This is a genomic window from Hallella faecis, from assembly GCF_018789675.1.
Lineage (GTDB): Bacteria > Bacteroidota > Bacteroidia > Bacteroidales > Bacteroidaceae > Prevotella > Prevotella faecis.
The window spans coordinates 1-22,365 of record NZ_JAHKBE010000050.1; the positions used below are offsets into that span (position 1 = coordinate 1).

Here is a 22,365-nt window from a genome sequence, read left to right on the forward strand (position 1 = left end):
GGCTGGCAGCGTAAAACTGCTTAGCCTTTATCTCAAATTTTAACGAACTATTGTTAATATGAATACTCTGTTAATTCTCTCTCATGAACACAAGGAAGCAAAATGACTGAAAACAATCCATTTGCCTTGAAGGATGGTACTTTGACTTTCCTTTTGTCTCTTTTCGAGTGCAAAGGTATATCAAAAAGTAAACTTAGGGATATGTTTGCTTACGTTTTGTTCTATTAAATATCAACTTGTTTTAATATGGTTAGTGATTTGATTGAAAATGTACCAAACTGTAAGGTTTCAACTTTTCTATGCTTACAGTTTGTAAATTGAGGGCTTGTTGAATGCACGTTTGTGATTGGCTACTGCGCTTTGGTGTGTCAACCCCAAATCGGTATAATGGCAGATTGTGGTTAAAACGACCCACCACAAAGCGCCCACCTAACGGCTTGGTGCATGTTTTTTCGCACGAAAACGCTCTATGGCTTGCCATATTCAAATCAAATTCGTAATTTTGCAGAATACAACTAAAAATCGAACTAACGTACATCCTACCTAATTATGCGTCAAATCTTATTGGCTCTCATGCTGATGGTCGGTGTTCACACTGCCTCAGCGCAACGCCCCTTGCAAGTTCGCTTCAACCAACCCGCGCCCGAACCCGGCGAGTTCCAGCCCTATGGCGGTGTAGATCCGCAGTGGGAACGGCGGTCGTTGCCTATCGGAAACGGCAACATCGGAGCGTCGCTCTTTGGCTCTGTGGCCACCGAGCGCCTCTCGCTCAACGAGATCACGTTGTGGAATGGTGGACCAGGCACCAGCAAGGGACCGGCACATTATTGGAACGTCAACAAGAAATCGACCGACGCCTTGCGACAGATACGCGAGGCGTTCGCTGCCGGCGACTCGGCCCTCGCCGCCCAGCTCACGGCCGATAACATGAACGGTGTGGCCGCCTACGAGCGTGGCGCCGAGCCCGAATGGCGTTTCGGCAACTACACCACGCTGGGCGAGCTGCGTGTGGCGACGGGCATCGACGCCTGCGATGAGGGCTCCTACAGTCGCACCCTCTCACTCGACTCGGCCTTGGCGCGTGTCAGTTTTACGGCCGGTGGTGTGCGCTATGTGCGCGAAACGTTCTGCTCGCATCCCGAGAATGTGCTCGTTGTGCGCTTCACCGCCAGCAAGAAGGGCAAGCAAAACCTCCTGCTCAAATATGTGCCCAGCATGGAGGCCAAGGGCACCACAAGCAATGTCGACGCCAATGAGTTGCTCTATGTGGGCAATCTTACCAACAATGGCATGAAGGTGGTGGTGCGTATCGCCATGCGGCACAAAGGTGGCAAGGTGGTGCGCGACGGCCATGAGGGCCTCCAGGTGAAGGGCGCCGATGAGGTGGAGTTTATCCTCACGGCCGACACCGACTACAAGATGAACTTCGATCCCGATTTCAACGACCCGAAGACCTATGTGGGCGTTGAGCCTATGGAGACCACCGCCAGTTGGCTGAAGGCCGCCATGGCCTTGAACTACAAGCGCTTGATGAGGCGCCATCTGGCCGATTATCGTCCTATCTTCACGCGTGTCAGCCTGTCGCTGGGCGCCGACGCCAACAAGGCGCTGACGAGGACGGAGCTGGAGAAGGCCACTCCCGACCGTCTGGCCGACTATCGCCGTGGCGTGGCCGACCCCTATCTGGAGGCGCTCTACTACCAGTTTGGCCGTTACCTGCTCATCTCTTCGTCGCGCGCCGGCAACCTGCCCGCCAACCTGCAGGGACTGTGGTTGGCCAACTCGGACGCTCCTTGGCACGCCGACTACCATAACAACATCAATATCCAGATGAATTACTGGCCTGTGATGCAGGGCGGTCTGCAGGAGTGCGCGAAGCCTTTTGTCGACTATGTGCGCACATTGGTCAAGCCGGGTGCCGTAACGGCACGCGATTACTTTGGCGCAAGGGGATGGACGGCCTCCATCTCGGCCAATCCCTTCGGCTTCACAGCACCGTTGCGCGACCGCGACATGTCGTGGAACCTCTCGCCCGTGGCGGGTCCGTGGCTGGCCGCCCAGGTCTATGATATCTACACCTTCAGCCGCGACAAGGAATGGCTCAAGAACGAGGCGTACCCCATCATCAAGGGTGCAGCGCTGTTCTGTCAGGACTTCCTGTGGCGTAAGCCCGACGGAAACTACACCGTGGCACCCAGCACATCGCCCGAGCATGGCATCGTTGACGATGGCGTGACGTTCTGCCAGGCCGTGGTGCGCGAACTGCTCACCGACGCTGTGGAGGCCGCCAACATCCTGGGAGTGGACCAAGCGGAATCGGCTCAGTGGCAGGATGTGTTGCGCCATTTGCCTCCTTACCGCATTGGCCGCTACGGACAGCTCATGGAGTGGAGCCGCGACATCGATGATCCGAAGGATGAGCATCGCCATGTAAACCATCTCTTTGGCCTCCATCCTGGCCACACCGTGAGTTGGACCCACACGCCCGAGTTGGCCAAGGCCGCGCGGGTGGTGCTCGAGCATCGTGGCGATGGCGCCACAGGCTGGAGCATGGGATGGAAACTCAACCTATGGGCACGTCTGCTCGATGGCAACCATGCCTACAAGCTCTATGGCAACCTGCTGAAGAACGGCACCGCCGACAACCTCTGGGACCTGCACCCGCCTTTCCAAATAGATGGTAATTTCGGAGGAACGGCTGGCGTTACAGAGATGCTGCTGCAAAGCCAAGATGGCGACATCCATCTCTTGCCTGCCCTGCCCGATGCATGGGCCGACGGCGAGGTGAAGGGATTGTGTGCCCGCGGCAACTTCGTGGTGGACATTACGTGGCGCGGCGGACAGCTTGCCGAGGCGCGCGTCCGCTCCAACAGTGGCGAGGCCGGCGTGGTGCGCTACAAGGGCCAGACGCTCCCCGTCGACGTGAAGCAGGGCGAAACGCTCGTCGTTACATGGGAAAAGGGTAAGTTGCAGGCCGAGAAAGCGCGCTAAAAAACGCGTCCGTCGACCTTCGAGGGTCAACGGGGCGTTGATCGATAACTAACAGATAGACATTCCAATAATAAAAAATACATGATCAAGAAAACCATTATTGCGGTGTGTTGCCTCATGGCAGCCTTTGCGCCGCATCACGCTTCGGCCGTTAACGACAAACCGTTTGTCATTCCTGAACTGAAAGTGTGGAAGGGAGGCGAGGGCCTGTTGACCTTCACCGCAGCCGATGGACAGCAGGCTGCGGCGCCTGCCATTGTTGTGAAGAAAGACGCTAACAGTGCCAAGGTCAAGGAGGTGGCGCAGATTCTCGCCGCCGACCTGAAGAAATCGCTGGGCGCAGAGGCCCAACTGCCTGCACGCAACAAGGCACAGGCGGGCGACATCTACCTGGAGATTAAGAAAGACAAGGCGTTGGGCGAGGAGGGTTACACGCTCACGGTTACCGACCGCGTGGTGATCAGCGCTCCCACGGTGAAGGGTCTTTACTGGGGCACCCGAACGCTCTTGCAGATGCTCGACAACAGCAAGGGAAAGAGCCTGCCCAAGGGCGTGGTGCGCGACTGGCCCGATTACAGCTATCGCGGTGCGTTCCTCGACTGTGGACGTAAGTTCCTGCCCATGTCGATGTTGCGCGATTATGTGCGTATCCTCTCTTATTATAAGATGAATGCGTTGCAGATCCACCTCAACGACAACGGTTTCAAGCAATTCTTCGACAACGACTGGATGAAGACTTATGCTGCCTTCCGTATGGAATGTGACACCTATCCCGGCCTCACGGCACGCGATGGTTACTACACCAAGCGCGAGTTTGTGGATCTCCAATTGCTCGCCGACAGCCTCGGCGTGGAGATAATCCCAGAGATTGACATGCCCGCCCATGTGCTTGCCTTCACCCAGTATAAGCCGGAGATTGCCAGTGAGAAGTATGGCATGGACCACCTCGACCTCTTCAAGCCTGAGACCTACACGTTCCTCGACGCCCTGCTCAAGGAGTATCTCGATGGTCCGAACCCGGTGTTCCGCGGCAAATACATGCATATCGGCACCGACGAGTATTCGAATGCCGACCGGGAGGTGGTGGAGAAGTTCCGCGAGCTCACCGACCGTTACATCCGTACCGTGGAGGGCTACGGCAAGAAAGCCAAGGTGTGGGGCGCACTGACCCATGCGCGCGGCACCACACCCGTTAAGGTGAAGGATGTGCTGATGGACCTGTGGTACACGGGATATGCCAACCCCGACTCGATGCTCCAGTTGGGTTACAACCTCGTTTCGATCCCCGACGGATATGTTTACATCGTTCCGAAGGCTGGCTACTACTACGATTACCTCAACTGCAAGTGGCTCTACGAGGACTGGACTCCAGCCAACCTCGGTGGCAACAAGAAGTTCCCTGAGCGCCATCCGCAAATCAAGGGTGGAGCGTTTGCCGTGTGGAACGACATCGTGGGCAACGGCATCACCGACCAGGACATACACTATCGTTGCATGCCGGCTATCCGCACGATGGCCACGAAGATGTGGACCGCGTCGGCCACCAAGCTGCCTTGGGCCGACTTTGAGCGCCAATCGCAGGACGTGCGCGAGGCACCGGGTGTCAACTACGCCGGTTACCATCCCACGGGCAAGTTGCAGGTGGCGCAGGTGAAGCCGGGCGACACGCTGCCGATCGACAACATCGGTTGGAACTATGAGGTGAGCTTCGACATCGACGCGCAGCCTGAGGCACGAGGCACGGTGCTCTTTACCGATGGCGGCACCACGTTCTACCTCTCCGATCCCGTGGCGGGCTTGCTGGGATACGGTCGCGATGGTTACATGCATCATTTCAACTACCAGTTCTATCCTGGCGAGAAGGCCCATGTGGCTATCCGTGGCGACAAGGAGCAGACAACCCTTCTGGTCAACGGCAAGGTCGTGGAGACGCTCGGGGTGAAGAAGGTGAACTTTGGCGAGCGTGGCGACATGTACTACATTCGCACCTTGGTGTTCCCGCTGAAGAAGGCCGGACAGTTCCGCAGTCGTATCACCAACTTCACGGCTGAGGCTGCCAAGTAAGCACGATCATTACGAGATGCTCATGGGGTATGTGCGTTGCGCCATGGCCCATGGGCATTTTTTTTGCTTTCAACCCCCATGGGTCATTAGGTCATCATTGTTGATGGCGTTTGGCCCAAATCGGTCGTTGGATAGGAAAAGAAACTATGGCATCCTAACCATCAACCCGGTTCGGTCTAACGACCTATGGGGCTTAGGGTTACAAACAAATCAAAAGACAGAAAGATATGGCACTTATTCAAACGGTGAAGGGCAAGACTCCCCAGTGGGGCGAACGCTGCTTTCTCGCCGAGAACGCCACATTGGCGGGCGATATCACGATGGGCGACGACTGCTCGGTGTGGTTTGGAGCCGTTGTCAGGGCCGACGTCGACGCCGTGGTGGTGGGCAACCGAGTGAACATTCAGGATTGCGCTTGCATCCATCAGACAGCGGGAGCGCCCGTGGTGCTCGAAGACGATGTGTCGATAGGCCACGGGGCGGTGGTGCACGCCTGCACCGTGAGGCGTGGAGCGCTCATCGGCATGAACGCCGTGGTGCTCGACAAGGCCGACATTGGCGAACAGGCCATCATTGCCGCTGGCGCCGTGGTGCTGGCCGGTTCACAGGTGGGACCACGCGAGATATGGGCTGGCGTCCCTGCGCGTAAGGTGAAGACCGCGCCCGAAGGGCAGGCTCTGGAGTATGCAGAACATTACATGTACATAAAAGAATGGTACAGAGAACCATGAAGACAAAACTGTTATTTGTTTGCCACGGCAACATTTGTCGCAGTCCGATGGCCGAGTTCTTGATGAAGAAACTGGTGAAGGATGCGGGCCGGGAGGCCGAGTTTGAGATTGATAGTATGGCAACGTCGACCGAGGAGATAGGCAACGACATGTATCCGCCGGCCAAGCGTTGCCTGCGCAACCATGGTGTGCCTTTCCAACGGCGCGAGGCACGCCAGCTGACACAGGCCGATTATGATTATTATGACCGCATCTTCGTGATGGATCGCAACAACCTCAGGTGGCTGAAGATGTTGGGCATCAACGACACCGAGGGCAAGGTGAGCCTGCTCATGACGCTCGTAGGCGAGCACCGCGACGTGGCCGACCCTTGGTACACTGGCGATTTTGAGAAGACTTTCTGCGACCTCAGCGAGGCGTTGCCCACATTGCTCTAACGCACGAGGCGCCAGCCGCAGTGGGGCATGGAAAATATCGCTGCGTAACGCGGTAAGTTTCGCCGATCCCATGCCACTCGCATAGCGTCACATTCCCTAAAAAACAAAGGGCTTGTCCGTGGGAATCGTCACATGGTGTCGTTCCGCGGATAAGCCCTTCTCGCTAAACAACTATTTTTCTAACTAAAGCCTAATATTGTCTTTGGTCTGCTATCGGGACGGCGCCAAGTGGTTCTCGTTCCATAGGCGCTGTGGGCGAATGGAGCGTTGTGCGCCCTAAGCCCTCTTGTAGGGGTGTGGGGTTGCTGTTTCCCGTTACACATAAATAATACGCATGATTGCGAAGATGCACCCAAGAAAATCGACACGAAACGACATTTTCTTGCTGATGGAAGGGGAAGCGGGCGTGAGCCGAGGATGTTTTGCCGTGATATTGAATGGGGAGGGATAAATATTTGTGGTTTTCTTTTTGGTCAGTTGGCAGATTGTTTGTACTTTTGTGGATGTAGAAACCAAACAAACCAATGCTATGGAAGGATTGTTTAGAGAAGAAATAGAGACCCGGCAAGTCGACATGTTTTTTGCCAACGAGATGGGGCGGCAGATCCATCGTTACATCAAGGCCATGCATGGCTCGCTGGCGATGCTCGAGAAGTTTGAGGCCCGCATGAAGACCCTCACCGTGCCGCAGCGCGAGGAGGCTATGGCCCGTTACATCGATCTCAACAGAAAGGTTGTCAAGGACCTCTCGTGGCGCATGCTTGTGGCGCGCGCCATCGCCAACTATTGCGACACGTTCCATTACTTTATCAGCATGATTGGCGATGATGAGACCATGTCATTCTACGTAACACGCATGAAGGACAAGTACCTCAAGTATCATGAAGTGTTCGAGAAGGATGGCAAGTATGGCATCAAGGACTATGAGGGCAATGTGCTTTTGTCGCCCGAATATGAGTTCCTGCGCACGCCCTACGTCTATGTCGACGACATGATGACCATGCCTATCATTGCGCAGAAGAACGGTAAGATGGGACTGGTGCTTCCCGATGGCAGCCAAACGGTTGTCGCTCCTTTCGAATACGACGACATTTCGCTGCGCGATGTGGAGCCGTGGTTCGAATGCACCAAAGGCAACGAAGTTGAACTCAGATAAACGACCTTGAAGCACAAGATATTTCTGATTGTCGCCACCTTTGTGGCTTGGACATTGCTTTTCATACTGCAAAAACCGGTGTTCCTCCTCGTTTATGATGGAGGATTAACTGATTTGTGGCCCGTGGTGGGCCATGGCTTGCCGCTCGACCTGTCGATGGCCGGATACCTCACGGTGATTCCGGCCCTCGTGCTGTTGCTGAGCGACTTGCCGCTGGCCGTGTTTCGCCGACCGTCGGCCGACCGATGGTGGCGACTTGCGTTAGCCGCCTATTTCGGGGTGGCCTCGGTGGCCGTGGCCCTGAGCTTCGTGGCCAATATGGGATTGTATGCTTATTGGCGCTTTCCGCTCGATAGCACCCCTGTGTTTTTCCTCACCTCGTCGCCCGCCGACGCCTTGGCCAGCATCAGTTGGGGCCAAGGCTTGATGGCGCTGGTGGGCTTGGTGCTGGTCGTGGCCCTCATCAGCCTGGTGTTCCACCTGCTCTATCTTAAGGCCTTCCGACAGAAAGGTAAGCGTAAGGTGTGGCCTGTGGTGGTAGAACTGTTGCTGCTGGCATCCCTCTTCCTGCCCATCCGCGGTGGCGTTACGGTGTCGTCGATGAACACGGGCAAGGTGTATTTCTCCCACCACTCGGTGCTCAACCATGCCGCCGTGAACCCGCTCTTCTCGTTTATGGAGAGCATGAGTCACCAAGAAGACTTCGCCTCGCAATACCGTTTCATGGACGATGCGGAGGCCCATCGCATCGTGGCAGACTTGAACCGACCCGTGGGATCCGCCAACCATACCCAAGTGCTGCGCTGTGAGCAGCCCGATGTGTATGTCGTCATTCTCGAGAGCTTCTCTGACACGGTGATGCATACCCTCGCAGAAGGCATGGATGGCCGTAAGTGGCCTGTCACGCCGAACCTTAATAAGCTTAGCGAAGAGGGCATCTTCTTCCGCAATTTCTATGCCAACAGTTTCCGCACCGACCGCGGCCTGTTGTCGATCCTCATGGGCTATCCCGCTCCGTCGGTGGTGAGCCTGATGAAATATCCCAAGAAAACCGCTGCCCTGCCGTCGATAGCGAGCCATTTGGCCAAGGCGGGCTATGGCTTGGAATATTATTATGGTGGCGATGCCGACTTCACAAACATGCGCTCGTTCTTGGTGAACCAGGGGTTCTCGTCGATCATTTCTGATGTCGACTTCCCCGTTTCTGCCCGCCTCAGCAAGTGGGGTGTGCCCGACAACTTGCTGTTTCAGCGTGTGGAGAAGGAGTTGAAAGTGGAACGCCCGTCGCGGCCTATGATGCGTGTCATACAAACTTCGAGCTCCCACGAGCCTTTTGATGTGCCGCCTGGGTATATGCAAGACAAGACGCTCAATGCGTTTGCCTTTGTCGACAGTTATTTGGGCGATTTTGTGAAGAGTCTTCGCAAGACCGATCGCTGGGATCGTTCGCTCGTTGTCATTGTGCCCGATCATCTTGGCGCATGGCCTGAGGAGATCGATAATTTTAAGCCGTGGCGCTTCCATTGTCCTATGATTTGGACGGGTGGAGCCATTGAGAAGCCGATGGTTGTAGATACATACGCATCGCAGCAGGACATTGCCGCTACGTTGCTCGCACAGTTGGGCTTGCCCCACAACGACCTACTATTCAGCAAGGACATCTTCGATGCGTCGATACCCCATTACGCCTTCTTCCTGATGAACGATGGCATTGGATTCATCGACACCGACAACACGATGATTTACGATAACAAACTGGGGCGTACGGTCATCGATGAGGGCCGACAAAAGGGTAAGAACCTCCAGCGGGGCAAGGCGCTTCTGCAAGTGTTGTTCGACGATATCGCCCAGCGCTGATCTTCATCGGCGCCATGCTCTATCCGCTATGTGCCCCGCCTCATGGGACGTGGGTGAGCAATGAACCATTCAAAACGTAACTATGACAGACTTGTTATTATCTACCGTCATTCAGACCCTTGTTGACTGGGACACCCAAATATTCCTGGCCATCAATGGTTTGCACAATGATTATTGGGACAATTTCATGCAGATGTTCAGCGGTCGGTTCATCTGGTTGCCGTTCTACCTGAGCATCGCCTATGTCATGTTTCGTTGTTTCCCGTGGCGAGTGAATGTCACTTGCCTCATTGTATTGGCCTTGCTCATCACCATCAACGACCAGATGAGTGGTTCTCTCATACGCTCTTTCGTGGGACGCTTGCGCCCCGCCAACACCGATAATCCCATATCGCCCCTCGTGCATATTGTGGATGGCTATCGTGGTGGGCGCTATGGGTTCCCATCGGCCCATTCGGCCAACTGTTGGGGATTGGCGTTCTTCATCTATTATGTGTTCCGACGCCACCTGCTCACCACCACGCTCATGGCGTGGGCCTTCATCACTTGTTGGTCGCGCATGTACTTGGGGGTCCATTATTTCGGCGACATCATTGTGGGCATGCTGGTGGGCGTGGTCACCGCCTCGCTGGTCTATTATGTTTTCCAACGGTCGCTCCATCGCATGACCGAGACCTATAAGCCTTACCAACCCGATGCGCCGCATATGTATATCCCGGTTATGGTGTGTTGGTTGGAGATTCTGCTGATGCTGATTCTGTCGTTTGGCTACAACGCGCATACCGACACGTTCTGATAAACGCTTGTTTTACCCGTCATGACCATCACTCCCATAGCCCATTTCCATTCACCGTTTGCCTCCAAGTTTGGCGTTCCCAAGCAGAGCGGCTTGGCTCCCGACTTGCGTGGCACCATTGTCTTTGAGCCCGAATGGCGCAATGCTGATGCGTTGCGTGGCATCGAGGAGTTCGATTATCTCTGGCTGATTTGGGCCTTCTCGGCCAACCGCCACCAGGCCGTCAGTCCTGTGGTACGCCCGCCGGTGTTGGGGGGCAATGTGCGCATGGGCGTGTTTGCCACGCGCTCACCGTTCCGCCCCAATCCGCTGGGGCTCTCTTCGGTGAAACTCGACCATGTGGAGTGGGCCACGTCGAAAGGGCCGGTCATCCACGTCATGGGCGCCGATCTCATGGATGGCACTCCCATTTTCGACATCAAGCCGTATGTGGCTTATGCCGATTGCCATGAGGGTGTGCGGTCGGGCTTCGTCGACAGTCATCCCATGCAACGCCTCACGGTGGTCGTGCCTCCCGAGATGGAGGCTGCGTTGGGTGCCGACGCCACCGCCGTGTTGCGCCAGGTGCTGGCCCTCGACCCACGTCCCCATTATCAGAACGATGCCAACAAGACGTATGGCATGCCGTTTGAGGGCCGCGATGTGCGTTTCACGGTCCAGGGCAATGTGCTCACCGTGGTTGAGATCGTGTGAGCCGCATTGCACAATAGAAAGTCGCTTAGATGCGATGCGTTCTTTCGCCCATCCCCCTTAGGTGTCTTTTCTTCCCTAAGGTTTGAGGAAAGCCTTCACCTTATTGAGTGGAATGCCGAAGTTGAAGTTGTCGCTTGCGGCCAACTTGGCGAAGTTTACCGCCACCAATCGGCCCTGGCTGTCGATGACAGGGCTACCGCTTGACCCCTGCACGGTGGGTATGCTGTAGAGCAAACGGTCGCCGTCGGGCAGTTGGGTCACCTTTCCGCTGGTCATCTGCACCTGTATGCCTTGCTTGGTGTTGGCCAATACCGGACCTGCGTTGTAACCAATCATGTACAACTGTTGGTCGATTTGCAGAATCTCATCGTTGTGCGAGGAGAACAGGTCTTTCACCTTGGCCACCAGGCCCACGTCGGCCTTGCCGTCGGTATTGAACACGTATGCCCCTTCGGGTGTGGTCTTGTTCTTCAGTTGGATGAGCGCCAGGTCGGTGTCTTCCTTGCCCGACACCTTCGTCACCACACACGGGTTCTTGTCGAGCAAATCGCTGCTCGAGGTCACGTAAGTGTTGTTGTAAGCAATGCCCACCTCGCAAACCACCGCTATTTGCAACTCGTCTAACGACACATGGTCGTTCATCGACTCGCGCACATCGCGCAGTTGGTTGAACTGTTCCTCCAGTTCGCCCTGTTGGGTGGTAATGGCTTGCAGTTTCTCCTCGTCCTGATAGGCGTTTCCGTAGAAGTCGAAGCTCACACAGTCGCTCTTCTGGTTCTCCAGCGTGCGGTACTGATCGGCCAACTCTTCCATTTGGGCGCCGAAATAAGCCTTGAGGGATGCCACCAAACTGTTGTAGCTCTCCTTCACGGCTTTCTTGTCGATGGCGGGCTGGGCCACATGGCGGTTGGTCATGATGGTGCCCTGTTTGTCGATGAAGAAGCCCGTGCCACTGAGCGTTTGGCGCTTGCCCTTGATGTCGTTGTAGTCCACCGACAGGTTCTCAAGGCTTCCGTCGTCGTCTATTCCTGTGAAATACAGGGTGTTGCCGTTGGGCAGCTTCATGGTGTAGTAATACTCGTTGAGGATCAATACGACCCCCGACTTGTCCTCGTCGAACAGGTCTTGTGGGGTGCGTTCGCTGCAACTCACCAATGCGAGGAGCGTGGTAATGAGGAGAATCGCTTTTTTCATGGTATTATTTCTCCTATTTTGGTTTAATGACTGATTGGGGTTGAAGAAATGAGCAAGCGGTTGTGTCATCAAGATGAAGGCCAGATGCCGGATGTTGTTTTATGGTTTGATTACACCAAAGGCTCGCAGAGGGTGGCTATGCGCTCCAGGCCTTCTTGGTCGATGGTGTCGAAGGAGTTGAGCTGCTCACTGTCCACGTCGATGACGCCCACCACGTTGCCGTTGCGCAGGATGGGCACCACGATCTCCGAGCGGGAGCGTGAGGAACAGGCGATGTGGCCGGGAAATTGCTCTACATCGGGCACAATGAGTGTCTGGACCTGTGCCCACGACGTGCCGCATACGCCGCGTCCCTTGCCAATGGTGTAGCATGCCACGGGACCTTGGAACGGTCCCAGTTCCAGTTGGTCGTCTTTCACGAGATAGAATCCCACCCAGAAGTAATAGGGGAAGGCCTCTTTGAGCAGGGCCGTGATGTTGGCAAGTGCTCCCACATGGTTGGTTACGCCGTCCACCAGGCATTGGACTTGGGCCACCACGGTGTCGTATGTCCTCTTTTTGTCGTCCATGATGATATGGGTTTTTATGGGTTTTAATTGTTGTTGGGTTGCGTTTTCTCTTCTGTCGCCTCGGTGTCGCTCTCGATGAACATCGATTCGTCCATCTCGTCGAGCGTCTTTTTCTTCTTGTTCTCCTTGGCGCCCGCCATCAGCAACTTCTTGGCGGCGGTGATGATGCTGGGCCCATTGTCGGCCGTGGTGATTTTCAGCTTGGTCATCTTTTTGAGGGTGTCGGTCATGCTCGACTCCACATCCATGAAGCGCATGCCGAAATCCTGCACGCGGTCGATGATGGTGTTGGCCGCATCGATCATCGTTTGCTGGTTTTTCAATTGTCGCACCTGGGTCCACATCATCTCCAGCACGCGCAGGTTCATATACATGGTCTGTGGGCCGAGAATGAGCACGCCCTGGTCGTAAGCCTCGCGCCACAGCGAACCGTCGTTGAGCAGGGCCAGGTTGAGCGCGCCCTCAATGGGCACATACATGATGGCGAAGTTCAGGCGGTTGTAGCCGCTGGGCAGATACTTGGTGTATTCTTTCTTCGCCAGGCGCTTCACCTGCGCCCTGACGCTGGCTATGTGGGCCTTGAGATAGTCGGTTTTCTCCGCGCTGCCGTCCTCGGCGTTCATGTAGCGCTCATAGTCGGTGAGCGACATCTTCGAGTCGACCACCACGTGCCGGTTGTTGGGGAAATGCAAGATGAAGTCGGGAATGAGGCCCTTGCCGTCGTCGCCCTTGGCCGAGCGTCCCACCTTGTCGCGCAACGTCTCTTGCGTGTCAAACTGTTCGCCTTCCTTGAGGTCCATGTCCTCGAGCAACTGTTTGAGCTTCAGCTCACCGAAGTTGCCTTGCACCTTCACCTCGCCCGTCAGGGCGCGTGTCAGGCGGTCAGCCGTCTCGCCCAGTTCGGCGCTCTTCTGCATGTTGATCTTGATGGTCTCGTCGAGACGGGTCAGCGCCTCGCTCTGCTGGCTCTTCGAGAGGTTGAATGCCTCCTGCATCTCCTTCAGGCTCTGTTGCAGCGGGTCGATGATCTTCGACACCTGCTCCTTGTTGCGCTCGCCCAACTCTTCTTGGCGTCGTTTCAGCACCTCCTCGGAAGTGGTTTGCATCTGCTCGCGGATGAGTTTCATCTGGCTGTCAACCTGCTCCTTGTTCATCAGGCGCAGCGCCTCTATCTGTTTCTCCGTGCCGTCCTTGGTCTGTGCCAACTGTTTTTCGTAGGCGTCCTTGAGCTCCGCCAGTTGTTTGTCGTAACCCTCGCGCAACTCGTTGTGGCGTCGTTGCTGCTCCTCACGCTCGCTCTTGAGGGTGGCGTCGGCCTCTTCCTTTTGCGAGCGTAAGCGCTGCTCGTAGTCGTCTTTCTGTGAGGTGAGCTGTTCGCGGAAGCTGTCGGCGTGTGCCTTTTGCACATCGCGCTCGGCCGTTAGGTTACGGATGGTTTCTTGCTGTGCGGACAACGTTTGTTCCTGCTGCTTCATCTTTTGGTCCTGATTGGCCAGTTGGGAGCGCAGGTTGTCGAGCAGCACGGTGTTGTCGCCCTGCTGACCACTCTTCCCGCGGGTTCCAAGGATGAAACCCACAGCGACCATGAGGATGGCCGCCACAATGCTGATGATGATAGTTGTAGTCATTTCGTTACAAAAATACACATTATTGTTGAATGTGACGAGCCTCCAGGGCAAGTTTTTTGGCTTCGCCTTAAAATAATCGGTTGTAGCGATACGTTATCATAAAAATGATTTGTAGCGTGAAGCACTATTCTGTTTCCTCCTTCCAACCCTCACGACCTGCTGGACAACGGTCGGTGGTGGGACTTGCCGCACAGCCGATGGAGCGTGTGCGGGTGGGCTTTGTGGGCTTGGGCCAACGTGGACGCGAGGCCGTGATGCGTTGGTGCCACTTGGAACGCACCGACATTGTGGCCGTGTGCGACCTGTCGGCCGATAGCGTGGCCGATGTTCAGCAACTGTTGCGCGACAATGGGCGACCCGCTGCGCTGGCCTTCTCGTCGGCGGAGCAACTGTGCGACATGCCCAATCTCGACCTCGTATATGTGTGTACCGATTGGGCCAGCCATTTCTCCATGGCTTGTTGTGCCTTGGAACATGGTCATCATGTGGCGGTGGAGGTGCCGGCGGTGATGACCATCCGTGAGGCGTGGCAGTTGGTGGATTTGGCCGAACGCCAGCAGCTCCATTGCATGATGCTCGAGAACTGTTGCTACGACTATTTTGAACTGGCCACGGCGGCCATGGCGCAACAGGGCTTGTTGGGCGAGGTGGTGCATGGTGAGGGTGGTTATTGCCACAACCTGGGCGACCGGTGGGAGCCTTGGCGACTGCGTTACAACGCTGTTCACCGGGGCGACGTTTATCCCACCCATGGGCTGGGGCCTGTGTGCCTGGCCATGGGCGTGCATCGTGGCGACACGCTACGTACTTTGGTGAGCATGGACACCACACCGTCGCCCGCCGTATGTCAGCACCACGCCAGCATCGTGGCTGATGAGGCGGAATCAGCATCGACCGCGCCCAACGGCTTTGCCAATGGCGCTGTAACTACCACGCTGATGCGCACCGCCTTGGGGCGCACCATACAGCTCAGCCACGATGTGCAGACACCGCGACCCTATAGTCGTGGCTACCGACTGGTGGGAACGAAGGGTTATGCTGATAAGTACCCTGTGGAGCAACTTTGGGTAGGAGAGAAGGAGGTGAGGCGCGATGAGGTGGAAGCTATGATTGAGCGTTTTCTGCCCGACGACATTCGCAGCTTGCGCCACACGGCTGAGCAATACGACAACCGCGGCGGCATATCCTACATCATGGATTATCGTCTCGTAGACAGCCTGGTCAAGGGCCGACCGCTCGACATGGATGTGTACGACTTGGCCGAATGGTGCGCCGTGGTTGAGCTCTCGGAACTGTCGATCAGCCAAGGGTCGGTGCCGGTAGCCGTTCCCGACTTCTGCCGCAAGTAATAAATGAGGGGCATTCCCATATTAGGAATGTCCCTAAATCTTAACCTTACTCGTCCGCAACCACATTGCGGTATTCAGCGGGAGTCATGCCAAACTTCTTGGAGAACAGGCGATAGAAGGTTTGGCGGATGGGAACGCCACACTCGTTGGCGATGGCCTCGATGGTGTAGTTCGACTTGTCCTTCAGCAACTTGGCGGCATGCTCCATGCGCAGGTCGTTGATGAAGTTGGTGAACGACTGGTCGGAGAACCTTGCAAACAGTTCGTTGAAATGGCTGGTGGAAATGCCCATCTCCTTCGCCACATCCGAGCGCTCCAACTTAGGTTGGAGGAACAGGCCCCTGTCGATAACCATTTTCTCCATCCTCAGGAACTCGTCGTACTGCTGTTGCTTGTCGTCGTTGGCCTCGAGGGTCTTGCGATTGTTTTTCGCGTTGTTGGCTTCGTCGGCCGCCAAGTGGTCCATAAGCTGCTTCTTGTATAGCAGCAGTTCCTTGACGAGCGTGGAGGCCGCTTGGTTCTTGGCCTTCAGCTTCTTGTTGATGCGGAAGCCGATAATCATCAGGCCGATGCAAATCACGAGCAGGGCGCCAATGACGATGTTGGCGATGTGGTTGATTCTCAGAAGGGTTTCTTGTCGCTCAATGTGTTTCTTAAGCATCTTCTTGCCCAGTTGCTCCGACACCCTGAGCGCGTTTTGGGCCTTGATGCGCCTGTTGAGCGAGTCGTTGAGGTCGTAGGCGCGTATGCCCGTCTCCAAGCTTTCCTTGTAGCGGCCCATTGCCTGCAATGTCTTGGCCTTGTTGGCCAAGATGTTATGGATATAGTTGTAGTCGATGGTGTCCTTGCCGCTACGGGTCCACACGCTTTCCATCTCGTTCACTTTGCTCAGGGCCTCGTTGTAATGCTTGGTCAGCATGAGGTAGGGCACAACAAATGTGGCGCCCTCGGGCGTGTTGGCGGCGCGCGTCACGATGAGCTTGTCGTAGAGGGCGCTGCCCTGGGCGTGGTTGCCCATCTCCTCGTAGCCGATGGCGTAGATGGAGTAAAAGGTGGCGTTGGCCAGGTCGTTCACGCCGCTGATGCCCTCAGGCAGGGTGTTCAGCTTATTCAGCGTGCCCTCATATTCGGGCTTCATCTGGAAGAGTTCCTTGTATTGTTTCATCTCCAGGTAGGCGTTGGCCTTCAGCGCGTTGCTGGTGGTCAGCGCGTAATAGAGGTTCCAATTGGGCGACTTCTTCACTTCGCCCTTGAAGATGATGATGCTTCGGTCGAAGCAGTTGATGGCATGGCCCACATTGCCTATCTCGCTGTGACACTGGCCCATCGTGGTGAGCACCTGGCCCACGAGCCGGCGGTTGTCGTATTTGTAGCCGGTAGTGATGGCGCGGTCGGCCATGTTGAGGCACTTGGCGTAGTTGCCACAGTTGTAATATTCCAGCGCGGCCAGGTACAGCAGGCTCATCAGCTGCTCAGGGCGGTTGTTGATGTCCGAGTCGTTGAGCGCGGCCTCGGCGTAAAAAGTGGCTTTCTTGTAGTCGAGCATCGAGTTGTAATACACCTTGCTCCTGAGGATGTTGATGTCGATGGGCGACATCAACTTATGTTCTTCGGCGTGCTGCAACACCTGCAACGCCTTCTTAGGCTGTGTGACGCTGATTTTCTTAACGTATTCGTACGAATAGCGTTTGTCGGTATTCGTCTGTGTGGCTCTCTGCGATGCGTTCTTGTTTGTGCAAGCGGCCATGACCGATAGTAAGGCCATGAGAAAGAGAGCGATCTTAATAGGTAGTTTCATAAGCGACTCCTTTCTTATTAGGCTGTGCCTACCGCATGGGTGAGGCTACTGCCATTTCATAGTAGTGGTGCAAACGAATTTCTTGATTTTCTGATTTCCCCCAGTCCGTATGCTAACTGTCTGTTTGCAAAGATAGCGCATTTTTGTAACAAAACAAGGGATGTAACACCTTTTTTTTCATCGAAAATGTTACAAAACGATGATTTTATGCCTATTGTCTCATTTTAGAGAAATGTTACAAAAGGTGGATTCCTTACAACGTCAGTCTGTAATTGGTTGATTTTAAGTGGGTTCCGTCTTTTGAGGTTTGTAACATTTTCGCATGGGGCCTCCCTGGGCGATCTTTGCGGTGTCACATTTTCACTTTTGTAGGAATGAAACTGTAGCATTGCGAAATGCTACAAAAATGCGACTTTCAAATGTTACAATGTAACACTCCAGATGTTACATCTATGAAAGAAATTGTAAGGTTCTTGATGATTTTTTACGCTATCTTTGTAACTATAAAATTTGGGGAGGCACGCGGCGACCCAACCGTGAAACCATAAGCGAAACGCCTCATAGCCGTAAAACAGAAAACAAGGCGTAGATGAAATGCAAAGGTCGGCACCTATTATATAATGTTTAACCTCTTGATCAGTTGGTCGAGGCTGCGCTCAAGAACAATATTCGATAGCTATATGGAAAAGTTAAAATTATTGATTTCAAGTTGCCGGGGCATGATCAGATGCGCCGCAACTGCAGTTCTGTTGACGGTGGGAATGGCGGCAGCCGCCCAGACAGTCAGCATCAGCCCGAAGACGGGTAATGTCATTTCGGCTGCAAGTTATGATAGTGAATCTCACGTACAAAATTATGGTGGCGTATGGATTCATAACCAGTTGCCCATGACCCTCATCACCTCCGATGAGGCAACCATCACTGCTGCCGGTTTGATGAAGGTACATGCCAACAACGTTTCTGCTGTGGGCGACAAGTTGACTTTCATCTCTGGACAGGGTGATATCGTCAACCATATGTCGTTGTCATTGCCTAAGGGTTACCGATTCACGAGTTACAAGATGGTCATCAACTCTAATGATGCTTCAGTAGTGGCAACAACCTTGAAAGAAATGGATGCTTCGTTCACCACAGAGCATACGTCCGTGTTGATTAAAAAGACTGGGAGTGAGGGGGTTACCATGCAAAGAACTTCGATGAACAATTCGGACATGGGCAACATCCTTTATTTCAAGCAGGATCATGATTATGCACGAGGAGGAAGTTCTACAATTGATGTAGTGTCATTCGTTGTTACCTTCGAGTGTACCGATAAGTTCAACGAGTCGCTTCAGGCGGAGCCCGACGCGTTCACCGGTGCTGTGAGTTGTCTCGCCTTGCCGTTCCTGACCAATCGTGTGGATTATGGACCTATTGAGATACAGACGGTCAATAACTATACCTCTTTTAAGTACGACTACAACAACATCAAGGACCTCGAGGCCGATTTCCTTTTATACGACGAAAAAGGAGTGGTTGGTGGTACAGCTAAGGCAGGCACCCCAGGTGATGGTAGCATCGCTTCGGTATCGAATGACGGTAAGCTTACGTATATTGGCCTGAAGAATAACACCTATTGGTTGGAGACGCCGACAGACGCACTCGCCGAAAATGGTCAACGTATACCTGTAGGTTACCGCATTGTGGGTGCACGTTTGGTGTATGCCAACAGTGCTAAGCACGTGGGCTTTAAGAAAGGTGACCAGATTTATATTACTGATGGTAATGGACGTTACATGAATCACTCTTTGGAATTCACTGCTAATAAGGTGGTTTGGACGTATGGCACAGATGGAAAGGTGTATACAAAAAGTGGATATAATACATACTATTTAGCCCACAACTATACTACGAATAATAATAAGAGAGTCTATTACTTGGATGTTACAACGAGAAGTTGGAATGCGGCGGTATACAATACTAAAGGTTTGAACCTCTTCATTGGTAGTGGAGCGGAAACGTATTTCGTTTCTTGTAACGCTGACGGAAAAGGTGTTTACAACTATGCCCAGGGAATGGCTGTAGTTGTTAATACAATCACTACCGAGGCATCAAGTACGGGATTTACTATAAAGATTTTCGACAAGACTGGTACAACCGTCGAGCATGAGGGTCAAGCGAGCGCTGAACATCCTGTGGGCGAGCTCGTCTTAGAGAAGATAAACAACGACGCCATCAAACTGCAGATCGAGGGTCTGGAGGAAGGACAGAAGGCGTACGTCTGCTTCCAGGTGCAGCTCGAGGCGCTCAATCCTTACATCGATAAGATGGACATTACGTGCACGCAGCCCTCAGGAGAGCAGGCACTGAAGAAACAGTATCTTGCCGACGACTTCACCATTGGCACTGATGGTAAGGTGGACTTCGGCGTGCCGACAAACTTTGGCACAATAGGTCTGAGGTTTGCGTTCGACGGATTGCACTCCAAGAGCGCCGACGAGACGTATCCTGCTGGACAGGTGGGTAAGTATTCGCGCTATCACTTCGTGAAGTCTGATTATTACAACCTTATTGATGAGAACCTGCAGGCACATCGCAGCGAGGCTGCCGATTACGACTATACCAAGAAGGTGAGAGTGGAAGTGGCTGGCGACAAGGCCTTCTACTGCAACAACTCTGATAAGTTTAAGGCGGGCACAACAGGTTCGGGCACCTTCTATTATGAGGAGTACCGTTACACGAACGCCGCATACAACACCCAGGGCGGACAGTGGAAGGAGATGGTTGCCAACAGTGGCGACGACTATGTGAAGCGTTACATCGTGGTTTGCGACGAGACGCGTTACAACATCGCACCCACCACCACACCGCGCCATGCCATCTACGCCTACTATTCAACCGACCTCAAGTTGACCACCGTCGACTACACACCTGAAATCACTTACACTAAGGTCTACGACGACGCAGTCATTCCTACAGGTCCCGACAAGAACTATTACGTGGGTGCTACCCTCCGACTGAGGGATGAGACAGGTTCATTGCTCCCCGAGGGAACGGGTTATGCTTTCACCAAGCAGATTATCGACCAGATCAATGCCGACATCGCAGCGCATAAGGCCAACGCACCGGTCGACGCCGACCATATCCTCTACTTCGACGCCAGCAAGGTCAACTCATTGCTCTTCAGTAGCAACAATGCGCCGTGGGGTCAGCTCGAGGACCTGAAGAGAAAGCTCGGTATGAACGCACTGATCTTCTTGCCTACGGGTGTTACCGACAACCACGACAACGTGGCCTCGAAGTCGCTCTCTGGCGACGACTTCATCGCTGAGAACAACATCGTGCTCGAGGACCAGTGGCCCTTCTTCTCACCTTACGACATCCGTATCAACGCAGCCAACGAGGTGAGCTACAAGCGATTCGTGGCGAATAACAACGACACGAAGAAGTGGGTGTCAATCGTGATGCCGTTCACCGTGGCTATCAACGCCGAGACCGGTCAGTACACCAATGAGGACGACAAGTGCGACTTCACTTTCTACAAGATGAACGCCACCAATGCCTTCAGCAAGCCTAACCCAAGCGGTGAGCTGATCTTCACCGATATCTACGGCCACTTCTCACCCTGCACGGGAGTGTCGACAACCCAACCGAACGACGCGTATATCGTGCGCATCGACAGGGCTGAGATGACGGAGAAGGATGCGAAGCTGATGTTTATCCTGCGTCAGCGGGGTTCTACCATCGTGAAGACGCCAAAGGGTCGTACCATCCAGGGGGCTGACTCTTCAGGCTCTGTCGATGGCCAGAACGTGGTTCTCACACCGCAGGCCACCTTCTCAGGTGCTGAGGTCGACAAGACGCCAGGCATCTTCTACTTCAACAAGGATAAGTTTGTGTCATCATTGGCACTCGAGATGTCCAACACGGTCAAGGTGCTGCCGTTCCGCTCTTACTACGATTGCACGGGCACGGGCACACGCAACATCCGTTACATCAACATCTCGCTCGAGCCTAACAATGACCCGACCGACATCCAAGAGGTGACAACCGACGCCACTAACGCGGGATTCGTGTTCTCTTCTCAGGCAGGACAACTCACCATCAAGGCTACCAAGGATCTGCGCGCCAGTGTGCGCAACGTCAGCGGTCAGACCATCGATGTGAAGGCCCTCAAGGCTGGCGAGTCCCACTCTGTGAAGCTGCCAAGCGGCATCTATGTGGTGAATGGAACAAAGGTGATGGTTCGATAACAACGAACCGATAACCTGATTACTAACGATTTAACACCGAGCATTATGAAAAAGAAGAAATATATTAGCCCCACCACAGAGGTGGTGAATGTGCAGGCGAGGTGCTCCATGTTGTCAGCATCTGTTACCGATTGGGCTGATGCCAAGCCCAACAACCCAAGCCGTAATCTGTGGGCAGATGAGGAGGAGTACAGTGCGCCTCAAGAGAAGAGCTCCAACTGGGCCGGATACCAAAAAGACATGAGTCTGTGGTAATCGCTTCCCTTCAACCCATTTCGGTCTCATGACCGATAGGGGTTGAATAGGCCAAAATCATATAGCAACCCATGGTTTTGGGGTGAATACCGTTGGGGTGGAAGCCTTTAGGCAACCAACTATCGGCAAATTCCTTCAGGAACCGCCACATGGCGATACTTCTCGGAAGGCGCCCTTAGGCAAATACCTCTCAGTACACGCCTAAAGGAACCCACCTCTGGTAACGCACCTCAATTCCATGGAAGGCCTTTCAACGCTGAATAGCCATCGGCTTATGATAGGCCCTTTGTCTATGCACTCCCCAGGCTGCGGGAAGATTTGATCGAAGCACTCCCCAACTGCGAGAGTCATTGGTTTTGCAATCCCCAAGCAACGAGAAGAGTTGCCTTAATTAGTTTCTGATAATATGCGCCCTCCCCATCGATAATAAGATAGGGGAGGGCGCTTTGGTTTTTCTCCTTCCCTTTTCCTGCTTTCGTCTTTTGGTGTTCAGCGCATAAAGAGGTCCTCTTTCATCCAGTTGTTTCTGACTTACGATTGCCAGTGGATGTTGGGCTGGCAGTCCACGCATCATGCTTTGTTATGCTTTTTGGTTAAAAAGTTGTGTCGTGTTTT

Annotated in this window: 15 protein-coding genes; 11 read left to right on the forward strand and 4 right to left on the reverse strand. The window is 54.1% G+C overall.

The window, feature by feature from the left end; genetic code table 11:
- The first annotated feature begins 549 nt into the window (after positions 1–549).
- The 8 genes from KM934_RS10345 (at position 550) to tsaA (ending at position 10,725) form a co-directional block, all read left to right on the forward strand.
- Positions 550–2,991, forward strand: coding sequence for a glycoside hydrolase family 95 protein (locus KM934_RS10345; protein ID WP_215760530.1), 2,442 nt, complete (start codon positions 550–552; stop codon positions 2,989–2,991).
- An 81-nt stretch (positions 2,992–3,072) separates the two neighbouring features.
- The gene (locus KM934_RS10350; RefSeq protein WP_215760531.1) at positions 3,073–5,055 is read left to right on the forward strand and encodes a family 20 glycosylhydrolase; all 1,983 of its coding nucleotides are present in this window, start codon (positions 3,073–3,075) and stop codon (positions 5,053–5,055) included.
- A 227-nt stretch (positions 5,056–5,282) separates the two neighbouring features.
- Complete coding sequence (locus KM934_RS10355; protein ID WP_215760532.1) at positions 5,283–5,786, forward strand: gamma carbonic anhydrase family protein; 504 nt, start codon at positions 5,283–5,285, stop codon at positions 5,784–5,786.
- Positions 5,783–6,223: a low molecular weight protein-tyrosine-phosphatase gene (locus tag KM934_RS10360; protein WP_215760533.1), complete on the forward strand. Its 441-nt coding sequence runs from the start codon at positions 5,783–5,785 to the stop codon at positions 6,221–6,223. Before KM934_RS10355 ends, KM934_RS10360 begins: the two co-directional genes overlap by 4 nt.
- Positions 6,224–6,752: 529 nt before the next feature.
- On the forward strand, positions 6,753–7,379 hold the full coding sequence (locus tag KM934_RS10365) for a hypothetical protein (RefSeq protein WP_215760534.1): 627 nt from the start codon (positions 6,753–6,755) through the stop codon (positions 7,377–7,379).
- Positions 7,380–7,385: 6 nt separating this feature from the next.
- Positions 7,386–9,236, forward strand: coding sequence for an LTA synthase family protein (locus tag KM934_RS10370; RefSeq protein WP_215760535.1), 1,851 nt, complete (start codon positions 7,386–7,388; stop codon positions 9,234–9,236).
- An 82-nt stretch (positions 9,237–9,318) separates the two neighbouring features.
- Entirely contained in the window at positions 9,319–10,032 is a 714-nt protein-coding gene (locus KM934_RS10375; protein WP_215760536.1) for a phosphatase PAP2 family protein, read from the forward strand.
- A gap of 21 nt (positions 10,033–10,053) precedes the next feature.
- Positions 10,054–10,725 (forward strand): tRNA (N6-threonylcarbamoyladenosine(37)-N6)-methyltransferase TrmO, encoded by a 672-nt coding sequence (tsaA, locus tag KM934_RS10380; protein WP_215760537.1) that lies wholly within the window; start codon positions 10,054–10,056, stop codon positions 10,723–10,725.
- A 75-nt stretch (positions 10,726–10,800) separates the two neighbouring features.
- On the opposite strand, the gene KM934_RS10385 is transcribed toward tsaA, so the two are convergent.
- From KM934_RS10385 to rmuC, 3 genes are all read right to left on the reverse strand, one after another.
- Positions 10,801–11,919, reverse strand: a complete 1,119-nt coding sequence (locus KM934_RS10385; RefSeq protein WP_215760538.1) for a S1 family peptidase — start codon at positions 11,917–11,919, stop codon at positions 10,801–10,803.
- A gap of 110 nt (positions 11,920–12,029) precedes the next feature.
- Positions 12,030–12,488: a GAF domain-containing protein gene (locus tag KM934_RS10390; protein WP_215760539.1), complete on the reverse strand. Its 459-nt coding sequence runs from the start codon at positions 12,486–12,488 to the stop codon at positions 12,030–12,032.
- A 23-nt stretch (positions 12,489–12,511) separates the two neighbouring features.
- Positions 12,512–14,116, reverse strand: a complete 1,605-nt coding sequence (gene rmuC, locus KM934_RS10395; protein ID WP_252344971.1) for a DNA recombination protein RmuC — start codon at positions 14,114–14,116, stop codon at positions 12,512–12,514.
- 116 nt (positions 14,117–14,232) lie between these two features.
- Here rmuC and KM934_RS10400 point away from each other — a divergent pair, with 116 nt between their 5' ends.
- The gene (locus tag KM934_RS10400; protein ID WP_215760540.1) at positions 14,233–15,465 is read left to right on the forward strand and encodes a Gfo/Idh/MocA family protein; all 1,233 of its coding nucleotides are present in this window, start codon (positions 14,233–14,235) and stop codon (positions 15,463–15,465) included.
- Positions 15,466–15,511: 46 nt separating this feature from the next.
- Here the strand turns inward: KM934_RS10400 and KM934_RS10405 are convergent, their stop codons facing one another.
- Complete coding sequence (locus tag KM934_RS10405) at positions 15,512–17,263, reverse strand: helix-turn-helix transcriptional regulator (protein ID WP_215760541.1); 1,752 nt, start codon at positions 17,261–17,263, stop codon at positions 15,512–15,514.
- A gap of 680 nt (positions 17,264–17,943) precedes the next feature.
- Here KM934_RS10405 and KM934_RS10410 point away from each other — a divergent pair.
- Together KM934_RS10410 and KM934_RS10415 are read left to right on the forward strand one after the other, a co-directional pair.
- On the forward strand, positions 17,944–21,495 hold the full coding sequence (locus KM934_RS10410; RefSeq protein WP_215760542.1) for a hypothetical protein: 3,552 nt from the start codon (positions 17,944–17,946) through the stop codon (positions 21,493–21,495).
- A 45-nt stretch (positions 21,496–21,540) separates the two neighbouring features.
- Positions 21,541–21,750, forward strand: coding sequence for a hypothetical protein (locus tag KM934_RS10415; protein ID WP_215760543.1), 210 nt, complete (start codon positions 21,541–21,543; stop codon positions 21,748–21,750).
- The last annotated feature ends 615 nt before the right edge of the window (positions 21,751–22,365 follow it).